The organism is Nocardia sp. 852002-51101_SCH5132738, assembly GCF_001665695.1.
Taxonomy (GTDB): Bacteria; Actinomycetota; Actinomycetes; order Mycobacteriales; family Mycobacteriaceae; genus Nocardia; species Nocardia nova.
Genome location: NZ_LZML01000145.1, coordinates 18,211 through 38,531, shown reverse-complemented (window position 1 = coordinate 38,531; position 20,321 = coordinate 18,211). Strand labels below are relative to the sequence as shown.

18 protein-coding genes are annotated in these 20,321 nt (G+C 68.7%); 5 read left to right on the top strand and 13 right to left on the bottom strand.

The window, feature by feature from the left end; all coding sequences use genetic code 11:
• Positions 1-72: 72 nt before the first annotated feature.
• Together A5789_RS20635 and A5789_RS20630 are read left to right on the top strand one after the other, a co-directional pair.
• Positions 73-1,122: an ABC transporter permease gene (locus A5789_RS20635; RefSeq protein ID WP_064903701.1), complete on the top strand. Its 1,050-nt coding sequence runs from the start codon at positions 73-75 to the stop codon at positions 1,120-1,122.
• Between the two features lie 25 nt (positions 1,123-1,147).
• A complete protein-coding gene (locus tag A5789_RS20630) occupies positions 1,148-1,876 on the top strand; it encodes an ABC transporter ATP-binding protein (protein WP_064903703.1) in 729 nt (242 codons plus the stop codon).
• Between the two features lie 78 nt (positions 1,877-1,954).
• On the opposite strand, the gene A5789_RS20625 is transcribed toward A5789_RS20630, so the two are convergent.
• The 6 genes from A5789_RS20625 to A5789_RS20600 are packed head-to-tail and all read right to left on the bottom strand — an operon-like array spanning position 1,955 to position 10,027.
• Positions 1,955-3,901 (bottom strand): acetoacetate--CoA ligase, encoded by a 1,947-nt coding sequence (locus A5789_RS20625; protein WP_064903704.1) that lies wholly within the window; start codon positions 3,899-3,901, stop codon positions 1,955-1,957.
• 13 nt (positions 3,902-3,914) lie between these two features.
• Complete coding sequence (locus A5789_RS20620; RefSeq protein ID WP_063015707.1) at positions 3,915-4,727, bottom strand: CoA ester lyase; 813 nt, start codon at positions 4,725-4,727, stop codon at positions 3,915-3,917.
• 8 nt (positions 4,728-4,735) lie between these two features.
• Positions 4,736-5,221 (bottom strand): MaoC family dehydratase, encoded by a 486-nt coding sequence (locus A5789_RS20615; protein WP_063031832.1) that lies wholly within the window; start codon positions 5,219-5,221, stop codon positions 4,736-4,738.
• 8 nt (positions 5,222-5,229) lie between these two features.
• Positions 5,230-6,390, bottom strand: coding sequence for an acyl-CoA dehydrogenase family protein (locus A5789_RS20610; RefSeq protein WP_064903706.1), 1,161 nt, complete (start codon positions 6,388-6,390; stop codon positions 5,230-5,232).
• Positions 6,387-8,444: an acetyl/propionyl/methylcrotonyl-CoA carboxylase subunit alpha gene (locus A5789_RS20605; RefSeq protein WP_064903725.1), complete on the bottom strand. Its 2,058-nt coding sequence runs from the start codon at positions 8,442-8,444 to the stop codon at positions 6,387-6,389. The genes A5789_RS20610 and A5789_RS20605 overlap by 4 nt, the downstream gene beginning before the upstream one ends.
• Before the next feature lie 5 nt (positions 8,445-8,449).
• Positions 8,450-10,027, bottom strand: coding sequence for a carboxyl transferase domain-containing protein (locus tag A5789_RS20600; RefSeq protein WP_064903708.1), 1,578 nt, complete (start codon positions 10,025-10,027; stop codon positions 8,450-8,452).
• Between the two features lie 127 nt (positions 10,028-10,154).
• Between A5789_RS20600 and A5789_RS20595 the strand changes: the two genes are divergently transcribed.
• Positions 10,155-10,748 carry a TetR/AcrR family transcriptional regulator gene (locus A5789_RS20595; protein WP_030517145.1) on the top strand — a complete coding sequence of 198 codons (594 nt, stop codon included), beginning with the start codon at positions 10,155-10,157 and terminating at the stop codon, positions 10,746-10,748.
• A 25-nt stretch (positions 10,749-10,773) separates the two neighbouring features.
• Here the strand turns inward: A5789_RS20595 and A5789_RS20590 are convergent, their stop codons facing one another.
• Positions 10,774-11,217, bottom strand: coding sequence for an SRPBCC family protein (locus A5789_RS20590; RefSeq protein ID WP_063015717.1), 444 nt, complete (start codon positions 11,215-11,217; stop codon positions 10,774-10,776).
• A 442-nt stretch (positions 11,218-11,659) separates the two neighbouring features.
• Here A5789_RS20590 and A5789_RS20585 point away from each other — a divergent pair, with 442 nt between their 5' ends.
• On the top strand, positions 11,660-12,913 hold the full coding sequence (locus A5789_RS20585) for a helix-turn-helix domain-containing protein (protein ID WP_063015718.1): 1,254 nt from the start codon (positions 11,660-11,662) through the stop codon (positions 12,911-12,913).
• 4 nt (positions 12,914-12,917) lie between these two features.
• Here A5789_RS20585 and A5789_RS20580 read toward each other — a convergent pair whose 3' ends face one another.
• Genes A5789_RS20580 through A5789_RS20570 form a run of 3 tightly spaced genes read right to left on the bottom strand, consistent with a single transcriptional unit; the run spans position 12,918 to position 14,824 of the window.
• Complete coding sequence (locus A5789_RS20580) at positions 12,918-13,577, bottom strand: hypothetical protein (RefSeq protein ID WP_030517142.1); 660 nt, start codon at positions 13,575-13,577, stop codon at positions 12,918-12,920.
• 47 nt (positions 13,578-13,624) lie between these two features.
• Entirely contained in the window at positions 13,625-14,335 is a 711-nt protein-coding gene (locus tag A5789_RS20575) for an NUDIX domain-containing protein (protein ID WP_036505725.1), read from the bottom strand.
• A gap of 51 nt (positions 14,336-14,386) precedes the next feature.
• The gene (locus tag A5789_RS20570) at positions 14,387-14,824 is read right to left on the bottom strand and encodes a hypothetical protein (RefSeq protein WP_063015709.1); all 438 of its coding nucleotides are present in this window, start codon (positions 14,822-14,824) and stop codon (positions 14,387-14,389) included.
• A 526-nt stretch (positions 14,825-15,350) separates the two neighbouring features.
• On the opposite strand from A5789_RS20570, the gene A5789_RS20565 reads away from it, so the two are divergent.
• Positions 15,351-18,650, top strand: coding sequence for a BTAD domain-containing putative transcriptional regulator (locus A5789_RS20565; RefSeq protein ID WP_064927332.1), 3,300 nt, complete (start codon positions 15,351-15,353; stop codon positions 18,648-18,650).
• Position 18,651: 1 nt separating this feature from the next.
• On the opposite strand, the gene A5789_RS20560 is transcribed toward A5789_RS20565, so the two are convergent.
• The 3 genes from A5789_RS20560 to A5789_RS20550 all read right to left on the bottom strand — a co-directional run bounded on the left by A5789_RS20560 (position 18,652) and on the right by A5789_RS20550 (position 20,057).
• A complete protein-coding gene (locus A5789_RS20560; RefSeq protein ID WP_064906737.1) occupies positions 18,652-19,056 on the bottom strand; it encodes a helix-turn-helix transcriptional regulator in 405 nt (134 codons plus the stop codon).
• A complete protein-coding gene (locus tag A5789_RS20555; RefSeq protein WP_064923376.1) occupies positions 19,053-19,712 on the bottom strand; it encodes an SRPBCC family protein in 660 nt (219 codons plus the stop codon). The genes A5789_RS20560 and A5789_RS20555 overlap by 4 nt, the downstream gene beginning before the upstream one ends.
• Before the next feature lie 126 nt (positions 19,713-19,838).
• Positions 19,839-20,057: an MbtH family protein gene (locus A5789_RS20550; protein ID WP_030517136.1), complete on the bottom strand. Its 219-nt coding sequence runs from the start codon at positions 20,055-20,057 to the stop codon at positions 19,839-19,841.
• Between the last annotated feature and the right edge of the window lie 264 nt (positions 20,058-20,321).

Here is a 20,321-nt window from a genome sequence, read left to right as displayed (position 1 = left end):
CCCATCGTCGGGCGGTCGCGAAGTGTCCGCGCAGGCGATGTCCACCGGCGGATTCATCGCGAAGGTGGAGATATGTTCGTCGCACTGAGAGATCTGCGGGCCGCCCGCGGCCGATTCCTGCTCATCACCCTGGTCGTCACCATGGTGGCCCTGCTGGTGAGCTTTCTGAGCGGACTCACGGCCGGCCTGGCACATCAGAATATTTCCGCACTCGAGCGGCTGGCCGGCGGCAGCGTGGTATTCGCCGATACCGGCGCCGATCCGTCCTTCGATTCCTCGGCGCTGACCAGCGAACAGGTCGAGCGCTGGCAGCGAGCCGGAGGAAGCGTCGATCCGGTCGGCATCAGCCGTAGCCAAGCCGTCCGGGAGGGATCCGCACCGGCCCAGGTGGCGATATTCGGCGTCGACGGCAAGGCGTTCGGCAACGAGGTGGCTACCGGCCCCGGCACCGTCGTGCTGAGTCAGGCCGCCGCCGAAGACCTCTCGGCCGGCGCTGGTGATCGCGTGTCGATCGGCGGCGGTACCTTCACGGTCGCGGCAGTCGGCGACGACGACTGGTACGCGCACACCCCGGTGGTCTGGACGACGCTGTCCGACTGGCAGCAACTCGATCCGCGCGGCGGGGCCGCCACGATTCTGGTCGCCTCCGGGGTGCCCGATACCGGTGCGGTGAACAGCGCCGCGCACACCCGCACGACGAGTGTCGACGGCGCATTGCAGGCGATCGGGTCGTATCGGGCCGAGAACGGTTCGCTCACGCTGATGACCGTGATGCTGTTCGTGATCTCCGCCCTGGTGATCGGTGCCTTCTTCACCGTCTGGACCATCCAGCGCACCGCGGATATCGCGACGCTGAAAGCGCTGGGCGCCACCACGACCGCACTGGTTCGCGACGCCCTGGGCCAGGCGCTGATCGTGCTGCTCCTCGGCGTCGGCGTCGGTGTCGGGGTGACCGCACTGGCCGGGGCCTTCATCGGCGGGGCGGTGCCGTTCGTGCTCAGCGCGGCCACGACCGTGGTGCCCGCACTCGCCCTGATCGGGCTCGGGCTGCTCGGCGCCGTGTTCGCCCTGCGCTTCCTGGCCACCACCGACCCGCTCACCGCGCTCAACCAATCTCGCTGATTCGATTACCGCACAGGAGCTTTCGATGACCACCACCCTGACCGTCTCCGATCTCACCCTCACCTTCCCCGACGGCGCCGGCCGCATCACCGCCCTCGACAAGGTGTCATTGACCGTGCGCGGCGGCGAGATCGCGGCCATCACCGGTCCGTCGGGATCGGGCAAATCGAGTCTGCTGGCCACGGTGTCGACATTGGTCCGCCCGGATTCGGGCCGGATCCTGCTCGAAACCGACGACGGCAGCGTCGACCTCGCCCGAGCGTCCCGGCGCGAGGCCACCACCCTGCGCCGCGAACGCATCGGGATCGTCTTCCAGCAGCCCAACCTCATCCCCGCCCTCACCGCGGTCGAACAACTCGAGGTGATGCAGCACCTGGGTGGCCACACCGTCGTCTCACCGCGCCTGCGACGCCGAACCAGGGACAAGGCGATGGATCTGCTCGCCGCGGTGGGGCTGCGCGGCCACGAGAAGAAGCGCCCGGCTCAGCTGTCCGGCGGTCAACGGCAACGCGTCGACATCGCCCGCGCGCTCATGCACGACCCCGCCCTGCTGGTCGTCGACGAGCCCACCAGCGCCCTCGACCAGGAACGCGGGGCCGCCGTCATCGACCTGATTCTCGGGGTCGTCCACACCCACGCCGCCGCCACCCTGCTGGTGACCCACGACCGCACCCACCTGCACCGCATGAACGCGGTCTACCGCATGGTCGACGGCCGGTTGTCGATGGAGGAGGCCGGAGAGCTCGCCGCCTGATCACCCGCGGCCCGGATGCGGTGTGCCGCGCGTACTCGGCGGCCACCGAGCGGCAGCGCACCGCTTCCGCGGCTCGGCCTACGTCGCCCGTTTCCGGGCCGGCACCTCGGCGTACCAGGTGAGCAGATCCGCATTGTCGACCGCGCTGCGTTCGACCACCCGATCCGGGTCCGCACCCTGGAACAGTTTCTTGATCGGCACCTCGAGCTTCTTGCCGGTGCGGGTGTGCGGAATGCCCGGGGCGGCGATGATTTCGTCGGGGACGTGGCGCGGCGAGACCTCGGCACGGATCGTCGCGTTGATGCGCTGTTTCAGCTCGTCGGTCAGTTCGGCGCCCGGGGCGAGGGTGACGAACAGCGGCATCCAGTAACCGCCGTCGGGCTGTTCGGCGCCGATCACCAGGGCCTCGGCGATCTCCGGAAGTTGTTCCACCGCTTGGTAGATATCGGCCGAGCCCATCCGGATGCCGTGCCGGTTCAACGTCGAATCGGAGCGGCCGTGCACGACGATGCTGCCGTGATCGGTGACGGTGATCCAGTCGCCGTGCCGCCAGACGCCGGGGAACATCTCGAAATACGCTGCGCGATAGCGTGTTCCGTCGGGGTCGTGCCAGAACGACACCGGCATGGAGGGCATCGGGGCGGTGATCACCAACTCCCCGACCTCGCCGCGTACCGGCCGGCCCGATTCGTCCCAGGCATCCACCGCGGCGCCGAGGAACGGCACCGACAGCTCGCCCGGCCACACCGGCACCGTGCGCACGCCGCCGATGAACGCGGACACCACATCGGTGCCGCCGCTGATCGAGTTCACCTGCACACGCTCACCGACGTTGTCGCGCAACCACAGTGCCGACGACGGCGGCAGGGACGACCCGGTGATGCCGATCGTGCGCAGCGCCGAGAGATCGTGCTCGCGTCGCGGCACCACACCGGCCTTGATGCAGGCGAGCACGTAGCCGGGGCTGGTGCCGAGCACGGTGGTGCCCGTGCGCGCGGCCAGGTCGAACAGCGAATCGGCGTGCGGATAGGTCGGACTGCCGTCGTAACAGACGATCGTCGCACCCACCAGCAGGCCGGCGACCTGGAAGTTCCACATCATCCAGCTGGGGCTGGTGTACCAGAAGAAGACGTCGCCGCGGCCGATATCCGATTGCAGCGCAGCGGCTTTCAGATGTTCGAGCAGGACGCCGCCGTGCCCGTGCACGATCCCCTTCGGCAGCCCCGTGGTGCCGGAGGAGAACAGGATCCACAGTGGATGAGCGAAACCGACGGGCTCCGTGGACAATTCGGTGCCCTCCGGCGGGGCGGCCGCATTCCAGTCCAGGGCGTCGGGCACCGCACCGCCGAGGCGCGGCACCACGACGGTGGCGCGAACGGTCGGCAGCCCGGCCCGCAGGGCGGCGATATCGTCGCGTTTGTCGTGCGTTTTCCCGCCGAAGTGGTAACCGTCGGCGGTGACCAGCACGGCCGGCTCCAACTGCCCCAGCCGATCGAGCGCCGCCTTGGCCGAATAGTCCTGCCCGCAGGCACTCCACACCGCGCCGATACTGGCCGCGCCGAGGAAGGCGATCACGGCCTCGGGGATGTTGGGCAGATAGCCGACGACTCGATCGCCGAGTCCCACCCCGAGTTCGCGGAGCGTCGCCGCGAAGGAGGCGGTGCGGCCCAGCAGTTCCGCCCAGGAGATCTCGGTCAGGCCGCCCTGTTCGCCGGCGTAGACGATGGCGGGCCGGTCGGTGCGGGCGTGGCGGGCGATCTGATCGACGTAGTTCAGCAGCTGCCCCGGAAACCATTGCGCGCCGGGCATTTCGGTACTCGCCAGCACGGTGGCCGGCGCGCCGCCGAGTTCGAAGTACTCCCACAGCGCGCCCCAGAACCCGGCCAGATCGGTGATCGACCATTCCCACAGCGAGTGATAGTCGTCGAATTCTCGTCCGGTCCGGGCCCCGACGAATCGGGCGAAATCGGCGACCCGCGCCGTTTCCAGGTCCCTGGCGTCGGGCTCCCACTGCGGTTGCGTCATGACTCTCCTAGGTCTACCGGGCCCCGGCACGCTGCAGAATGCGCTCGGCGTGCCGGATCACCGGGCCGTCCACCATGCGTCCCTCGAAACTGAACACACCGCGATTGTTGGGCACCTCCGCGAGCACCCGGCGGGCCCAGTCCACTTCCTCGTCCGCCGGCGCGTAGGCGGCCCGGATCACCGCGAGCTGCTTGGGATGGATGGCGACCTTGACGTCGTAGCCGACCGCCACCGCCTCGTCGGATTCCGCGCGCAACCCGTCGAGGTCGGCGATATCGAGGTACACCGAGTCCAGCGCGAACTTGCCGTACGCCTTCGCCGCCAGCAACGCGGTCGAGCGCAGCTGCCGTGCCACATCGCGATAACCGCCGTCGGCGCGGCGGCTGGAATTGCCGCCGAGTCCGGCGACCAGATCCTCCGCCCCGGCCATCGAGGCGATCGCATTCGGCGCGGCCATGACCTCTTCGGTGCGCAGCGCGCCCAGCGGCGATTCGAACAGCGCGAGCACCTCGTAGTCCGACAGCAGTGAAAGTTGTTGTGCCGATTCGCATTTCGGCAACATGATGCGACGGTAGGAGGTCGAGGCCAGCGCGGTCAGGTCCGCGTCGAAGTCGTGCGTACCGGCCGCGTTGACCCGGACCACCGTCCGCTCCGGATCGAGCGGCGTGGCCATCAGCACTTCGCGCGCGGCCTCCTTGTCCCCGGCCGCGACGCCGTCCTCCAGATCGATGATCACGACGTCGGCCGCGGCGGCGGCCTTCTCGTAGCGTTCGCCCCGGTCGGCGGGGCAGAACAGCCAGGCCGGGCCCGGGATTTCCCAGTTCATCCGCTCTCCTACTCGCCGTCCGGGCGCATCCGCATCAGGGTTTTGCGGACCGCGGTGGCCACCACGTCGCCGTGCTGGTTGCGCCCGGTGTGCGCGAAGGTCGCGATCCCTTCGCCCGGACGGCTTTTCGACTCGCGCTTGGCGGTCACCAGGGTTTCGGCGTACAGGGTGTCGCCGTGGAACATCGGCTTCGGGAAGGCGACCTCCGAGAAGCCCAGATTGCCCACGATGGTGCCCTGCGTCAGCTGCGCCACCGACAGGCCGACCAGCGTCGACAGCGTGAGCATCGAATTGACGAGTCGCTGATTGAACGGGGGCAGACCGTCGGCGAAGGCCGCGTCCAGATGCAGCGCCTGGGTATTCATCGTCTGCGTGGTGAACGCGACGTTGTCCGCCTCGGTGATGGTGCGCCCGGGCCGATGTTCGTACAGCACACCGATTTCCAGCTCCTCGAACCACAGCCCGCGCTGCACCACCCGGCGCACCGGCTCCATCGGCTCGCTCACAGTCCCAGCTCCCGTCCGATCAGCATCAACTGCACCTCGGTCGTGCCCTCGCCGATTTCCAGAATCTTGGAATCGCGATAGTGCCGGGCCACAGCATATTCGTTCATGAAGCCGTAGCCGCCGAAAATCTGGGTGGCATCGCGGGCGTTGTCCATCGCGGCCTCGCTGGCGACCAGCTTCGCGATCGCGGCCTGCTTCTTGAACGGCTTGCCCGCCAGCATCAAGGCCGCCGCGTCGTAGTAGGCGGTGCGCGCGGCGTGCGCCCGCGCCTCCATCCGGGCGATCTTGAACGCCACCGCCTGGTTGCGGCCGATGGTGCGGCCGAACGCCTCCCGCTCACCGGCGTAGCGCACGCTCTCGTCGACACAGCCCTGTGCCGCGCCGACCGACAGCGCCGCGATCGCGATCCGGCCCTCGTCCAGGATCCGCAGGAAGTTGGCGTAGCCGCGGCCGAGTTCACCGAGCAGATTCGACTGCGGCACCCGGACGTCGGTGAAGCTCAGCGGATGGGTGTCCGAGGCGTGCCAGCCGACCTTGTTGTAGGCCGGTTCGGCGACGAATCCGGGGGTGTCGGTCGGCACCAGGATGGTGGAGATCTCCTTCTTGCCCTCCGACTCACCGGTCACCGCGGTCACGGTCACCAGCCGGGTGATATCGGTGCCCGAATTGGTGATGAACTGCTTGCTGCCGTTGATGATCCAGTCGTCGCCGTCGCGGACGGCGATGGTCCGGGTGCCGCCGGCATCGCTGCCCGCACCGGGTTCGGTGAGTCCGAAACCCGCGAGGGCGCGCCCGGAGGTCAACTGCGGCAACCACTGCTGCTTCTGCGCCTCGTTGCCGAACCGGTAGATCGGCATGGCGCCCAGCGACACCCCGGCCTCGAGCGTGATCGCCACGCTCTGGTCGATCTTGCCGAGTTCCTCGAGCGCCAGGCACAGCGCGAAGTAGTCGCCGCCCATACCGCCGTACTCCTCCGGGAACGGCAGGCCGAACAGACCCATATCCGCCATGCCGGAGACGACCTCGTACGGGAAGGTATGGGCCGCATCGTGTTTCGCCGCCACCGGCGCGACGACCTGATTCGCGAAATCGCGAACGGTCAGCGCCAGATCTCGGTACTCCTCCGGCAGCGTGCCGGTGGACAAGAAATCGCTCATGCCTGTGCCTCTTTCTGCTCGGTGTCCGCCTGCTCGGTGTCCGATTCCTCGGTGTCCACGACGGGCTCGGCGGCGATCCGCGCCAGGACCTGTTCGACCTGCACCTGGTCGCCCGCCGCGACCAGCAGCTCCACCTGTCCGGCGACCGGCGCGGTCAGGGTGTGTTCCATCTTCATCGCCTCGACCACCACCACCGGGGTGCCGGCGGCGACCTCGGCGCCCGGGGCCACGTGCACCGCGATCACCGAACCCGGCATGGGGCTGAGTATTTCGGCGTCGGTGAGCTGTTCGTCGCCACCGCGCAGACTCGGTTCGGCCACCTCGCGCACCGCCGCGACGCCGTCGGCGCCGGCCACCCAGATCGGGCCGCCGTGTTCGGCGACCCGGTAGCGCAGCCGGATCCCGTCGAGGTCGATCGTCAGCACCGCGTCGTCGCGCGCGGCGGTCAGCGAGCGCGGCTCCCCGGCGTCGACCGCCACCCACGCGTCGGCGGGGGTGCCCGTGATCGCCACGTGCACGACGCGGTCGCCGCCCTCGAGCCGCAACACCGTGGGCGCGGCGGTGCCGATGCGCCAGCCGTTCGGGATGTCCCACGGGCCGCGCGGCGCATTCGGCCACGCCCGCAGCCAGCGCGCCGCCGCCGCCGCGACGAACTGGTCGTCCGTGGCCGGTGCGGGGCGGAAGTCCCCGGCGCGCCGGTCCAGCAGTCCGGTGTCGAGATCACCGCGCAGCACATCGGGATCGGCCAGCAGGAAGCGCAGGAAGTCGGTGTTGGTCCGCACGCCGAGCACCTGGGTGTCGGCCAGTGCCTGATCGAGCCGGGCGATCGCGGTCGCGCGATCGGGGCCGTGCGCGATCACCTTCGACAGCATCGGGTCGTAGTCGCTGCCGATCACACTGCCGGTGCGCAGCCCGGAATCCACCCGCACGCCCGGCCCCTGCGGCTCGGCCAGCGCCAGCACGGTTCCGCCGGTGGGCAGGAAGTCGCGGCCGGGATCCTCGGCGTAGACGCGAGCCTCGACGGCGTGACCGGTGAGCTGGATATCGTCCTGTTCGGCGACGATCTTCTGCCCGGCCGCCACGCGGACCTGGCATTCCACCAGATCGACCCCGGTCACCAGTTCGGTCACCGGATGTTCGACCTGCAGCCGGGTATTCATCTCCATGAAGAAGAACTCGTCCGGCCGGTCGGCGGAGACGATGAATTCGACGGTGCCCGCGCCCACGTAGTCGACGCTGCGCGCGGTGTTGCAGGCGGCGGCGCCGATCCGGGCCCGCGTCTGCGGGTCCAGCAACGGCGAGGGCGCCTCCTCGATGACCTTCTGATGCCGGCGCTGCAGGCTGCATTCCCGCTCGCCCAGATGCAGCACGTTGCCGAATTGGTCGGCGAGGATCTGCACCTCGATATGCCGCGGTGTGGCGACGAACCGCTCCAGGAACAACGTGTCGTCACCGAACGCCGCGGCGGCCTCCCGGCGCGCGCTCACCAGCGCCGCGGGCAGATCGGCGGGAACGTCGACCCGGCGCATCCCCTTGCCACCACCGCCCGCCGACGGCTTGACCAGCACCGGATAGCCGATTTCGGTTGCGGCCGAGATCAATTCGTCGTCGGTGAGGCCGGGCCGGGCGATACCGGGCACGACCGGCACCCCGAAGTCGGCGACCGCGGTCTTGGCCGCGATCTTGTCACCCATGATCTCGATCGCCCGCACGGGCGGACCGAGGAAGACGATGCCGGCCTTCTCCAGTGCGGCGGCGAACGCCGAATTCTCCGACAGGAAGCCGTAACCCGGATGGACGGCCTGCGCACCGGAGCGCACAGCCGCGTCGACCACCCGATCGATATCGAGATAGCTCTGCCGCGCCGGGGCCGGACCCAGCCGCACCGCGACATCGGCCTCGGCCACGTGCCGGGCGGCGACATCGGCGTCGCTGTAGACCGCCACCGAGCGAATACCCATGGCGCGCAACGTGCGGATCACGCGCACGGCGATCTCGCCGCGGTTGGCGACCAGCACGGTGTCGAAGGGCACCGGGTGAGATTTGTTCAGCATGGTGATCACATCCGGAATACGCCGTAGGAGACAGGTTCGAGAGGCGCCTGCGCACAGACCGACAGCGCCAGGCCGAGCACGGTTCTGGTATCGGCGGGATCGATGACCCCGTCGTCCCACAGCCGGGCAGTGGAGTAGTACGGATTGCCCTGGTGCTCGTACTGTTCCCGGATCGGCGCCTTGAACTGCTCCTCCTGTTCGGCGCTCCAGGAATCACCGAGCTGATCGCCGCGAACGGTGGCCAGCACCGAGGCGGCCTGCTCACCGCCCATCACCGAGATGCGGGCGTTCGGCCACATCCACAGGAAGCGCGGCGAATACGCCCGCCCGCACATCGAATAGTTGCCGGCGCCGTACGAACCGCCGATCACGACCGTCAGCTTCGGCACTCGCGCGCACGCGACCGCGGTCACCATCTTCGCGCCGTGCTTGGCGATACCGCTCGCCTCGTAGTCGCGCCCGACCATGAAACCGGTGATGTTCTGCAGGAACACCAGCGGAATGACCCGCTTGTCGCACAATTCGATGAAATGCGCGCCCTTCTGGGCGGATTCACCGAACAGCACACCGTTGTTGGCGACGATGCCGACCGGATGGCCGTGGATGCGCGCGAAGCCCGTGACCAGGGTGCGGCCGTACTCGGCCTTGAATTCCTGGAATTCACCGCCGTCGACGATCCGCTCGATCACCTCGTGCACGTCGTAGGGCGTGCGCAGGTCCACCGGAACCACGTCGTAGAGCTCCGACTGCGGGGCGATCGCGCCGACCGGCGCGGTGATCTCCCACGGACTCGGCGACTTCGGCGCGAAGGTGCCGACGATGCGGCGCACGATGCGCAGCGCGTCCTCGTCGCTGTCGGCCAGATGGTCGGTGACACCCGAGGTGCGCGAATGCAATTCGCCGCCGCCGAGTTCCTCCGCGGTGACCACCTCGCCGGTGGCCGCCTTCACCAGCGGCGGCCCACCGAGGAAGATCGTGCCCTGATTGCGCACGATCACCGCCTCGTCGCTCATCGCGGGGACATAGGCGCCGCCCGCGGTGCAGGACCCGAGGACCGCGGCGATCTGCGGGATTCCCTTGGCGCTCATGGTCGCCTGGTTGTAGAAGATCCGGCCGAAATGTTCGCGGTCGGGGAAGACCTCGTCCTGATGCGGCAGATGCGCGCCGCCGGAGTCCACGAGGTAGATGCACGGCAGATGGTTCTGCAGCGCCACCTCCTGGGCACGCAGATGTTTCTTGACCGTCATCGGGTAATAGGTGCCGCCCTTGACCGTCGCGTCGTTGGCGACGATCACGCATTCCCGGCCGGACACTCGTCCGATACCGCCGATCACCCCCGCGCCCGGGCAGTCGTCGCCGTACATGCCGTCGGCCGCCAGCGGCGACAGTTCCAGGAACGGACTGCCGGGATCCAGCAGCCGGTCCACCCGCTGGCGCGGCAGCAGTTTGCCGCGCGCCAGATGCCGCTCGCGGGCCCGCTCGGGTCCGCCGAGCGCACTCGCCGCCAGCTTCGCGCGCAGCTCGTCGAGCAGCGCCAGATGTGCGGCACGATTGCCGGCCTGCACGTCCTGCGTCAGGGTCATCACGCCATCCTGCCCATTCGGTTAGTGGCCAATAACTGGAAACTAAGATAATCTTCGTTAACTGAAATGTCCAGGCGTGCCGGAAACCGGACCCGCCGAACGCCGCCGACCTGCGGAGAGGAGCCCGATGAGCAGCAGTGAGGCCATCGCTCCCACGCGCCGGGAGCAGCTCAAGGCGCAGCGGCGGCAACAATTACTGGAGGCCGGGGCGCGGCTCATCGCCGACCGCGGCTTCCCCGGGGTGCGGCTCGACGACCTCGGCGCGGCGGCCGGTATCAGCGGGCCGGCGGTCTACCGGCACTTCCCCAACAAGGAAGCCGTCCTGGTCGAATTGCTGGTCGGAATCAGCACCCGGCTGTTCGAGGGCGGCAAGGCCGTCGCCGAACAGGCCGAATCCCCGCGCACGGCACTGGCCGGATTGATCGAGTTCCATCTCGACTTCGCCCTCGGCGAGCCCGAACTCATCCGTATTCAGGATCGGGACCTGGAAAGCCTGCCCGAATCCGCGCGGCGGCAGGTGCGCCGCCTGCAGCGGCAGTACGTGGAGATCTGGGTCGGGGTGCTACGCGGCCTGCACCCGGAACTGGACGAGACCGCCGCGCGGGTCAAGGCGCACGCCACCTTCGGCCTGATCAACTCCACACCGCACAGCGCCTCCCCCACGCTGGCCGGACGGGCCCGGCCCATTCTGCGCGAGATGGCCTGGGCCGCGCTGAGCTGAGAGCCGAGGCCCGAGCCGGCGCGGCCTACTCGCGACGGAGTTCGGCCTCGGCGGTCGAGAGGACCGCGCTGACGCCCAGATAGACGGCGGGGATCAGCGCGAGGGTCCAGGCGGCGGCGAAAAGTGGTGTGGCGACCTCGAATTGGGAGTGCCAGCGCACCCGGGTGCCCGACGGATGGTCGTCGAAGGTCACGGTTCCGTCCTGACGTCGCAGCGGCGGAAGCGATTTCAATATGCGATAACGAAACAGTCGCGGCGGGTCGTAGTCGACGACCTCTTCCGTCAAGCGCAGCAGCGGCGTCACCAGCAGCCGCACCGCCCCCACCCCGTGTTCGGAGACATTGCCCGGACGGACCGGAGTGACCCGCCGGATCGCCGGAACGCGCTGGTAGTTGGTGGCGTCGGTGATCCAGTCGAAGACGTCGGCGCGGGGTGCCCGGATGATCCGTTCCAGGTCCAGCGTGCGCATCGAGAGTCCCTTCGCTACCGCGGTGTCGTATGAATTCCCGACCGGCGGGGATGCCGGATCGGTGCCGAGTGCCAGCGCAGCGTACGGCGGGGCGGGCACCCGCTGCCAGTGACGAGAGTCGAAACGATGCTATTTCGATACGAGCAAGCGATCTGGTCATTCGCCCAAGCTGAGTGGTATCCGAGAAAAGATGAATCCGGTCGGTATTTGCTTGCGACAGAATGCCTTTCATTCGCGCCGGGACACCCCGGTGGCCCGGGCGCCGGCGGCGATAGGACACAATTGTCGAGACCCGGTCCGAGCTCGGCCTTCGCCACTGCGGCGATCCCCCGCAGGTCTCCCGGAACCGGCGGTAACACCGGACAGCCGGAAATCGTCCGGTGACTACCATGGCATTCATGAGTGCCGAGGAGTGCCGCCGCACCACAGACAGGCCGGAACCGTGAGCGTAGAGCGCGGCACCGCGAGCCCCGCAGAACAGCCGGCAACAAAGCCACAGGAGCGGGTGATTCGCCGTCGCCCGAAGAATCGGCGTGCCCAGATCGCCGCGACCTCGGCGGCGGCGTTCGGCTCACTGGGCTATCACGGGGTCAGCATGGAGGACATCGCCTCCCGCCTCGGCATTTCCTCGGCGGCCCTGTACCGGCACTATCCGAGCAAGTACGCCCTGTTCCGGGAGGAACTGCTGCGTCTCGGCGCGCTGACGGTGGAATCGACCACGGTGGATCCGGAGGCCGCGGACCTTCCGGTGCGGCAGCGGCTGGCCGGCGTGCTCGACGCCATGATCGCCGCGACCATCGCCAACCGCCCGACCGTGACGTTGGCGCGGTGGGAGGGCCGCTATCTCGACGACACCGATCGCGCGACGCTGGACGAGCAGTTCACCACCTCGATCCGCGCCCTCGCCGACCTGCTCGGTGAATTGCGCCCGGAACTGCCCCGGCGCGACCGGCTGGTGCGCGCGGTGGCGCTGCTCAGCATCGTCAGCAGCATCGGCGACCACCACGCCACGCTTCCGGTGAAATCGCTTACCGCGGTGCTCAATTCGGCCGCATGGGCGATCATCGGCGCCGAACTACCGGACGCCGCGCCGGCGGTGGCCACATCGCGGTCGGTGGAGATACCGCAGTCGTTCAAACACGAACTGCTGCTGAAGAAATCGGTGGAGCTGTTCCACCAGCGCGGCTATCCCAATGTGAGCGTGGAGGACATCGCGACGGCCGCGGATCTGTCCGCGGCCTCGGCCGTCTACCGGTATTACCGCAGCAAGAGCGATCTGCTCGCGGCCGCGTTCCGGCGGGCGGCGGATCGGGTGTCGGGCGCGATCGGCCCGGCCACCGCCTCGTCGAAATCTCCCGCCGAGGCCCTGTCGAAGCTGATCGACCTGTATGTCACCGGGTCGTTCGAAGAACGCGAATTGACCTTCGTCTATTACGCCGAGTTCAGCCACGTTCCGCCCGAGGAACGCACGGTGCTGCGCAATATTCAGCGGTTGATCGTGGCCGAATGGGTGAAACTGCTGGTCGCGGTGCGGCCGGAGCTGTCCGAGGCGCAGGCGCGCATTCTGGTGCAGGCCGGATTCGGGCTCGTGGTGGATCTGGGCCGGGTCTTCGGCGACGACGAGAACCTCTGCCCGCCCGAGCGCGTCATGGCCCTGATGGAGGTCGTGCTGTTCGGGTCGCCGCGCCGGGAGTGACCCGTCAGCCGGTCACGCGCGGCCACGGGTAGAGCGCGAGGTGGATGAGCAGGATCGCCAGCAGTCCGAGCAGCAGCGCGGCGACGAACCCCGCGCGATGCTCGAGGTAGCCGATCGTGCGAAACAGGGTGGGAAACGGCACTTCCCGCGCGAAGAACATCGACAGCACGCTCGGCAGGATCACCCACATCACCGCGATGGTTCCGTAGAGCACATAGGCGCCGGTGAAGGTCCCCGGATCGACCGCGCGGGCTCCCCCGGCGAAGGCGACCGCGGCGGCCAGCGCCGCGCAGGCCAGCACCAGATAGCCACCCATCCCCTCGGTGCGCACGGCATCGGGGTCGGGCGTGAGCCGGCCGTTGGCCGTGGTCTGCCGGCCCGCGACCGTGGCCGGTTGCTGGGGCGGCATCGCCAGCTGCGGTAGCGAGTAGTAGGCCAGCACCACGATCACGAAGACGACCACGAGCCGCACCCACGAATGCCCGTCCTCGAGGTGGCCGATCGTCGCCGAAATCGTCGGCCAGTCGGCCAGATCGAAAACCGCGGCCAACTCCGGGACCGCGATGACGATGCCCGCGAGCCCCCACATCAAATATCCCCAGAACTCCGCCGAGCGCCCGGCGACCGTCGGCGCGCTCGGGGTTGCGGTAGTGACCTCCGTCATACTCCTGGTGTACCACCGCGCGGGCACGCGGGGGCAACGACGGGGAATCAGCTGGGCCGCAACATCGGCGGGTGCAGAACCTGCGCGGGCCCGGCGCGATAGAGCTTGGCCGGACGACCGCCGTCGCGGGTGGTGGTGGCGCCGGTAGCCAGGACGAAACCCGGTGTGGTGGTGACCTTGCGGTGGAAATTGCGCGGATCGATATCGGTGCCCCACATCACCTCGTAGACCCGGCGCAGTTCGGCCACCGTGAATTCGCGGGCGCAGAAGGCGGTGGCCAGCGGTGTGTATTCCAGTTTGGCGCGGGCCCGCTCGACACCGTCGGTGAGAATGCGGCGATGGTCGAAGGCGATGCGGCCGCGCTCGGCGAGCAGTTGCTCCACCGACCAGATGCCGGCCGCCGTGGCCTGCGAACCCGCTTGCGGCGCGGGCAGATTCGGCGCCAGCGCCAGATACGCGGTACTGATGACCCGGCCGCGCGGATCACGGCCGGGTTCACCGTAGGTCGCCAGCTGCTCCAGATGCATGCGGTCGCCGCGAATTCCGGTCTCCTCGCGTAGCTCCCGTACCGCGGCCGCGGAGAGGCTTTCCTCGGGACGGACGAACCCTCCCGGCAGCGCCCATCTTCCGCGATAGGGTGCGTAGAGGCGCTGGACCAGCAGCGCGCACAGCGTGTCGTTGGCAGTGTGGCGGGCGCCCAGGGTCAGAACCACCAAATCGACCGCGACCGCTGCATTGAGGCGAAAACCACTGCCCATGACGGGCATTGTAATCGTCAGTCTGACGATAAAAACGCGGCGGTGAATTCCTCAGCTCGCGGCGACGAAAGTGAACGGGCCGAATTCCCCGACATGTCCGAGGATCCAGTCCCAATGTGAAACCGGGTCGACGACCACGCCGGCCTGCAGCAGTAACCGCCAGCCGAGCTCGTCGTGCTCCCAGACGTCACCGTCGGCGTCGACATAGAGCCCACGGGTGACCGGCTCCGGTTCCGTGACGGAATTCTCGCCCGTGTGCGCGAAGGCGCCCAGCGTCCCCTCGTCCGGGCGGTCCGCATGAATTCCGCCGCCGACCAGGGCGTGATCGGCCAGTTGCGCGACGGCGCGGGCCATGGCCACGAATTGGCCCGCCGGCACCGCGATCACCTCGTCGGTCCGCATGAACAGTTCTCCCGCCTGATCGTCGTCGTGAAAGAGGGCCACGATGTCCGGCACGGTGGGCCGGGGACGGATCCTGTTCTGACTCATGATTTCTCCTGCCCTGCGCCACCGAATTCCGTTACCGCGTTCTGTGACGTTCGAACCATTCGAAACCTCCCCATCCATCAGGTTTGTGAGCGTCAGCCTCGTCCATCCCACTTCTGGTTCACTTCCGGTCGAATCGGGCGGCAAGCAATTGACCGATATCGAGAGCAATTCCGAAGTTGCGATGAAATATACGAGCCGAGGATGGTCATCCGACCGCGAAACAGCGGTTCGCCCGACAAAGTCACAATTGCATTACAAGCCGCTCACCTCGCCACTCAGTATCGAACCACGTGTGGCACAACCTGGAACAGCCGGAACGTGATGCACAACACACGGACGCCGGAAGTACCACCCGGAATGGATATAACGATTTGGCAACCATGAAGCTAACGACAGACAGCGCCGAAAATTTAGAGTAGAGATTCTGATTTAAATCAGATGCCCAGCGTAATGGCCGTCCGTCGGCTGCTGAACGGGACGGGCCATGGGGAAGGTGTCCGGATGTCACGGTTGCAGGGGGCATGGCATGGCTGATCGGCGCATCCATGTCCTCGGGCCGATGCACATCGCACTCGACGGAACACCCATCCGCCTCGCGGGCCGGCTCACCCGAGCCCTCCTGGCGCGCTTGGTGATCGCGCAGGGCCGCGCCGTGTCGTCCGATCGGCTGGTCGACGAGTTGTGGGACGGGGAACCCCCACCCAAGGCGACGTCGGTGCTGCAGGTGCACATCCACAACCTGCGGCGGGTGTTCGAACCCGAACGTCCCGCCCGGGCGCCGGCGACGGTGGTGGTGTCGGAGGGACTCGGCTACGCGCTGCGGTTGCGCGACACCGAAGTCGACGCCTGGCAGTTCGAATCGCTCCTGCACGAATATCTGCAGGTGAGCAGCGGCGCCCATGCCCCCGAGGCGGCCACCCGCACCCGCATGCTGGATATCGCGCTGGCCTGCTGGAACGGACGCGCGCTGGAGAGTTTCGCCGATTGCGGCTGGGCGGCGGCCGAGGCGGCGCGGCTGACCGATCTGTATCTGACCGCCGGTGAATTGCGCGCACAGGCCGCGCTGGAACTCGGCCGCACCACCGAGGTGATCAGCGGCCTGCGGCGCACCGTCGAGGACCGGCCCGACCGCGAGGAGAGCGTGCGGCTGCTCGCCCTCGCGCAATATCGGCTGGGACAGCAGACCGAAGCGCTGGCGACGCTGCGGCGCACGGCGGAATTCCTCACCCGGGAAATGGGACTGGATCCGGGGCGTCGCATCCAGGAATTGGAGACCGCGATCCTCAACCAGGCGGTTCCGGTGCTCGAGTCCACCCTGCCGACCGCGCCCATCGCGGTGCGCGCCGACCTCGTGCGCGACATCGAGCGATCGCCCGAGCCGAATGAGCGGGCCGACAGCGCGACCGCACTCGGATACCCGGTGCAGCGCAAGGTCGTTCTGGAGGCGGCGTGCGAGGCGATCGAACACGGCGCCCGGGTGGTGTGGATCTGCGGCGGCGCGGGATTCGGCAAATCGGCGCTGGCCGAGGCGGTCGCCACCGAACTGCGCCGCCGCGACTGGGTGGTCGCGCCCGGACGCTGCCCGGAAGTGGACGGGGCGCCGCAAGCGTGGGTCTGGGCCGAGGTCGCCGCGAGGTTCGGCGCCGATCTGACCTCGCGGCCGGTTCTCGGTGGGGCGTTCGAGATCTCCCGGGTGATCGCCGACCGCTGCCGCAAGGCCGTCGCCGACGGCCCGGTCGCCCTGGTGCTCGAGGATCTGCACCGCGCCGACGAGGCCACCCTGCAGATCCTGCGCCAGGCCGTGGCCTGGCTGCACGACCAGCCGCTGCTGATCATCGCCACACTGCGCGAGGTGGAGGCGCCGGCGGCGGTGCGGGCCGCCGTGGCCGCTCTCGCCGATCCGACCGCCGCGCATATCGAGCTCACCGGTGTCGATCTGGACGGGACGTGTGCCATCGCACGGGCCGCCGGACTCTCCGGTCTGGATACCGATCTGCTCGCGCTGTTGCACGAACGCACCGGCGGTAACCCGCTGTTCCTGCGTGAGCTCACCGCCGCGATGGCCGTCGGTGGCGATGTCCACGATCTGCCGCCGAGTGTGCGAGGGGTGATCGAACTGCAACTGGCGCGGATGCCGGATGCGGTCCGCGAGGTGCTCGAGTACGCCGCCGTCTGCGGGGAGCGGGTGGAACCGGCGACGCTGGTGGCGCTGACCGAACGGACCGAGGACGAGATCATCGGACTCGTCGGCACCGCCGAACTGGCGCGGCTGGTGATCATCGATCCCGCGGGGCGAATCATGTTCGCGCACGCGCTGATCCGCGACACGGTCTACGCCGGGATTCCGCAGCTGCGACGGACGCGGATGCATCAGGGGGTGCTCACCCTGCTGGGCGGCTGCCGGCCCGACGACGTCCGTGCGGTCGAGGTGCTGGCCCATCACGCGGTGCGGGCGGCCACCGCGAGTACCGCCGATTCCGCAGTCGACTACATCACGACGGCGGCACGACACTGTGTCGAGCGCGGTATGCGCGCGGACGCGGCGCCGCTGTGGCGCACGGTGATCGAATTGCGGCGGCTGGCCGGGCACGAGGATCCCGACGCCTCGCCTGCGGATCGGGTCGCCTGCGTGGACGCCTACTGCGAACTGGTCACCGCCTCCGCGTACGCGGGGCGCATCGCCGCGGCCCGCGACGCCCGGGAGCAGGCGCTGCGGCTGGCCACCGAATTGGGCGACGGGGAGTTGGTGGTGCGCGCGCTGACCAGTTGGCGCGCCCCGGTGGTGTGGGCGATGCGGGACTGGAGATGGTCGAATCCGCGGCTACGGCGGGCACTCGCCGTCGCCTCCGCCCGCGACCAGCCGGTGGCCACCCAGGTTCGTCTGCTCACCACCGCCGTCTTCGAATCGAGCCCGGCCGCGCACCGGCTCGCCCACACCCGTGCCCACGCGGCACTCAAACTGGCCCGCAGTACCGGCGACGCCGAATTGCAGTGCCTGGCACTGAACGCGCTGACTCATCTGGTGCTCGACGGCCATTCGGGCGACGACCTGGGACACCGGGCCGCCGAGCTGGAGCGTCTCGCCACGTCGGCCGATCTGCCCCAATACCGCGCTCTCGCACACTATCTGCGCTTCCGCACCGCCTGCCAGAACGTCGACCTGGCCGAGGCGGGACGCCAAGCGGCCCTCGCCCTGGACTTCGCGGGCACGGCACAGGTGCGGCCGTTGGCGACCATCCTCGGATACTTCCGCGCGGCCACCGAGATCCTGCGCGGCGATATCGGCCGGGCGGCGCACTATTTCGACGAATGCAGCTCGGCGGGAAAGGATTCCGGATTTCCCGAGGGCGACGAGGCGGCCCTGATCGCGCTGCTGCCCCTCGGCTGGGCGCGCCGCGATCTGTCGCCCGCCGTGGACTGCCTCGCCGAAATCGAGGCCGCCCTCCCCGGCATGCTCACCCAGATCTACATCGTCGCGCTCCTCGACGCCGGCGAGCGTGCCGAAGCCGCCGCGCTCTTCCACCACGGCCCCGAGGTCGACGAGCACTTCTATCCGGTCATGATGCGGGCCCACCGCGCCCGCGCGGCGATCGCCCTCGGTTCCACCGCCGACTGCGCCGAACTCTATCGCCGGCTCCTGCCCGCCGCCGGGACCGTCGCCGGCCTCGAAACCGGTTTCACCCCATTGGATCCGGTGGACGAGATCCTCGCCGAACTGGCGACCGCGTGCGGCGACGGGGTCACCGCGGCCAAGCACCGGGCCGCCGCCACGCGGCTGCGCGAACGGATCCGCAGGCAGCTCGCCAAGAACAGCGGTCTGTTGTGAATCACCCTGCGGCGTAACCGCTTTCGTGCGCGTCCGGCGGGGCGACGGCGTCTCCCGCGCGCCGCTCCCGTTTTCCGCGGGCGATCTCGGTGGCGAGGGCGTCGAGGGGATTCGCCAGCCGATGCAGCGGGTCGAGCAAGGTGGTCAGCCAGGTTCTGGCGATCTCCACGCCGTCCGCGTCGAGGCGGTAGTACCGCCGGGTGCCCTCGGCGCGGACGGTGACCAATCCGGTGTCGCGCAATATCTTCAGGTGCTGCGACACCGCGGGCTGGGAGATCGTCGTGGTGGCGCGGACCGCCTCGACCAGCGCGCCGGCGGAGTGCTCGCCGGCGGCCAGCAGTTCGAGAATGTGACGGCGCACAGGGTCGCCCAGCGCATCGAAGATGCGGGCGGGTGGGACGGTCATCGAGCTTCCGGGGTGTCCTCTGGTTCGGTGGTGTAGAAGGCGAAGGTCTGTTCGGCGGCGGTCCGGGCCGCGGCAGGGTCGTCGCCGTCGGCGATCGCGGCCTCACCCCACGCAGTGGCGGCGGTGCGGATGAATGTACGGCCTTCCGCGGTGGTGTGCAGCGTGAGCGCCACGGTCCGATCCACCGGCTCACCGCTGTCCACATGCATCCCCAGGCCCAGCAGGGCGAGGTCCCAGCCCACCCCGACCGCACCGGGCCCGAACTGCGTCCACATGGCCGGATCGATCGGCGCCTCGTGCTCGAGCTTCAGTTCGGTACCGTCGTCGGCGGGGCCGAGGGTGACCTCCAGCCAGGAGATCTGCGGGCCCATCTCCCAGGTGACGGCGAAATGCTTCGGCGCGTCACAGCGTTCGACCACGCCGTTGGCGTTGCCCTCGAGCTGATAGCGGCCGCCGACCTCCAGCGAGCCGCTGATCGGCAGGAACCAGCGCGGAATGCGTTCGGCGTTGGTCAGCGCGTCCCACAGATCGGCCTGATCGGTGGGATAGCTGCGGCGGGCGACCGCGATCCTGGTGGTGGCGCCGTCGCGAGAGCCGGTGCGGACCTCGCGCGTGACCAGACCCGCGAGGGCGGCGGGATCGGAGAGCAAGGGCATGACATACCTCCTTCTATAAGTTGCAACTTATATTAGCAGGCGGGCCGCGCCGATGCGAGGAGAACGTGAACGCCGCGACGTGCCGGTGCAGGGGAGGTTCGGATGGCACGCCGCGGCGCGACGCATTCAGTTGGCTTGTAGGCGCATGGCCTCGATCAGCGACTTCGGGCGCATATCGGTCCAATGCGATTCGACATAGTCGAGGCAGAGCTGACGCAGACAAGGGCCGTGAGCGATCGTCCATCCGCTCGGCACGGCCGCGAACACCGGCCACAACGAGTGCTCGCCTTCATCGTTGGTCAGGACGTAGAACTCGGCGTCGTCATCGTCGAATGGGTTGCTCATTCGATTACCTTTCGTGCGGAACTGTGTCCGGCGCGGTGACTCCACCACCGCACCGGGTGATGGTGCGGGCCCGCGATGTCCGGGCCCGCACCGCGATCAAGCGCCCGGTGTCACCGACACCGCCGATCCGGTGGAGAGCAGGTTCGCGAGGGCGGTGAAGATGCTGCCGAGGCCGGAGCTTCCGGTATCCATCAGTCGATAATCCTTTCCGGGGCGATTTACTTCGGGGTGTAGGCGAGGCTGGAACCGGAGCTGAGGAAGCTC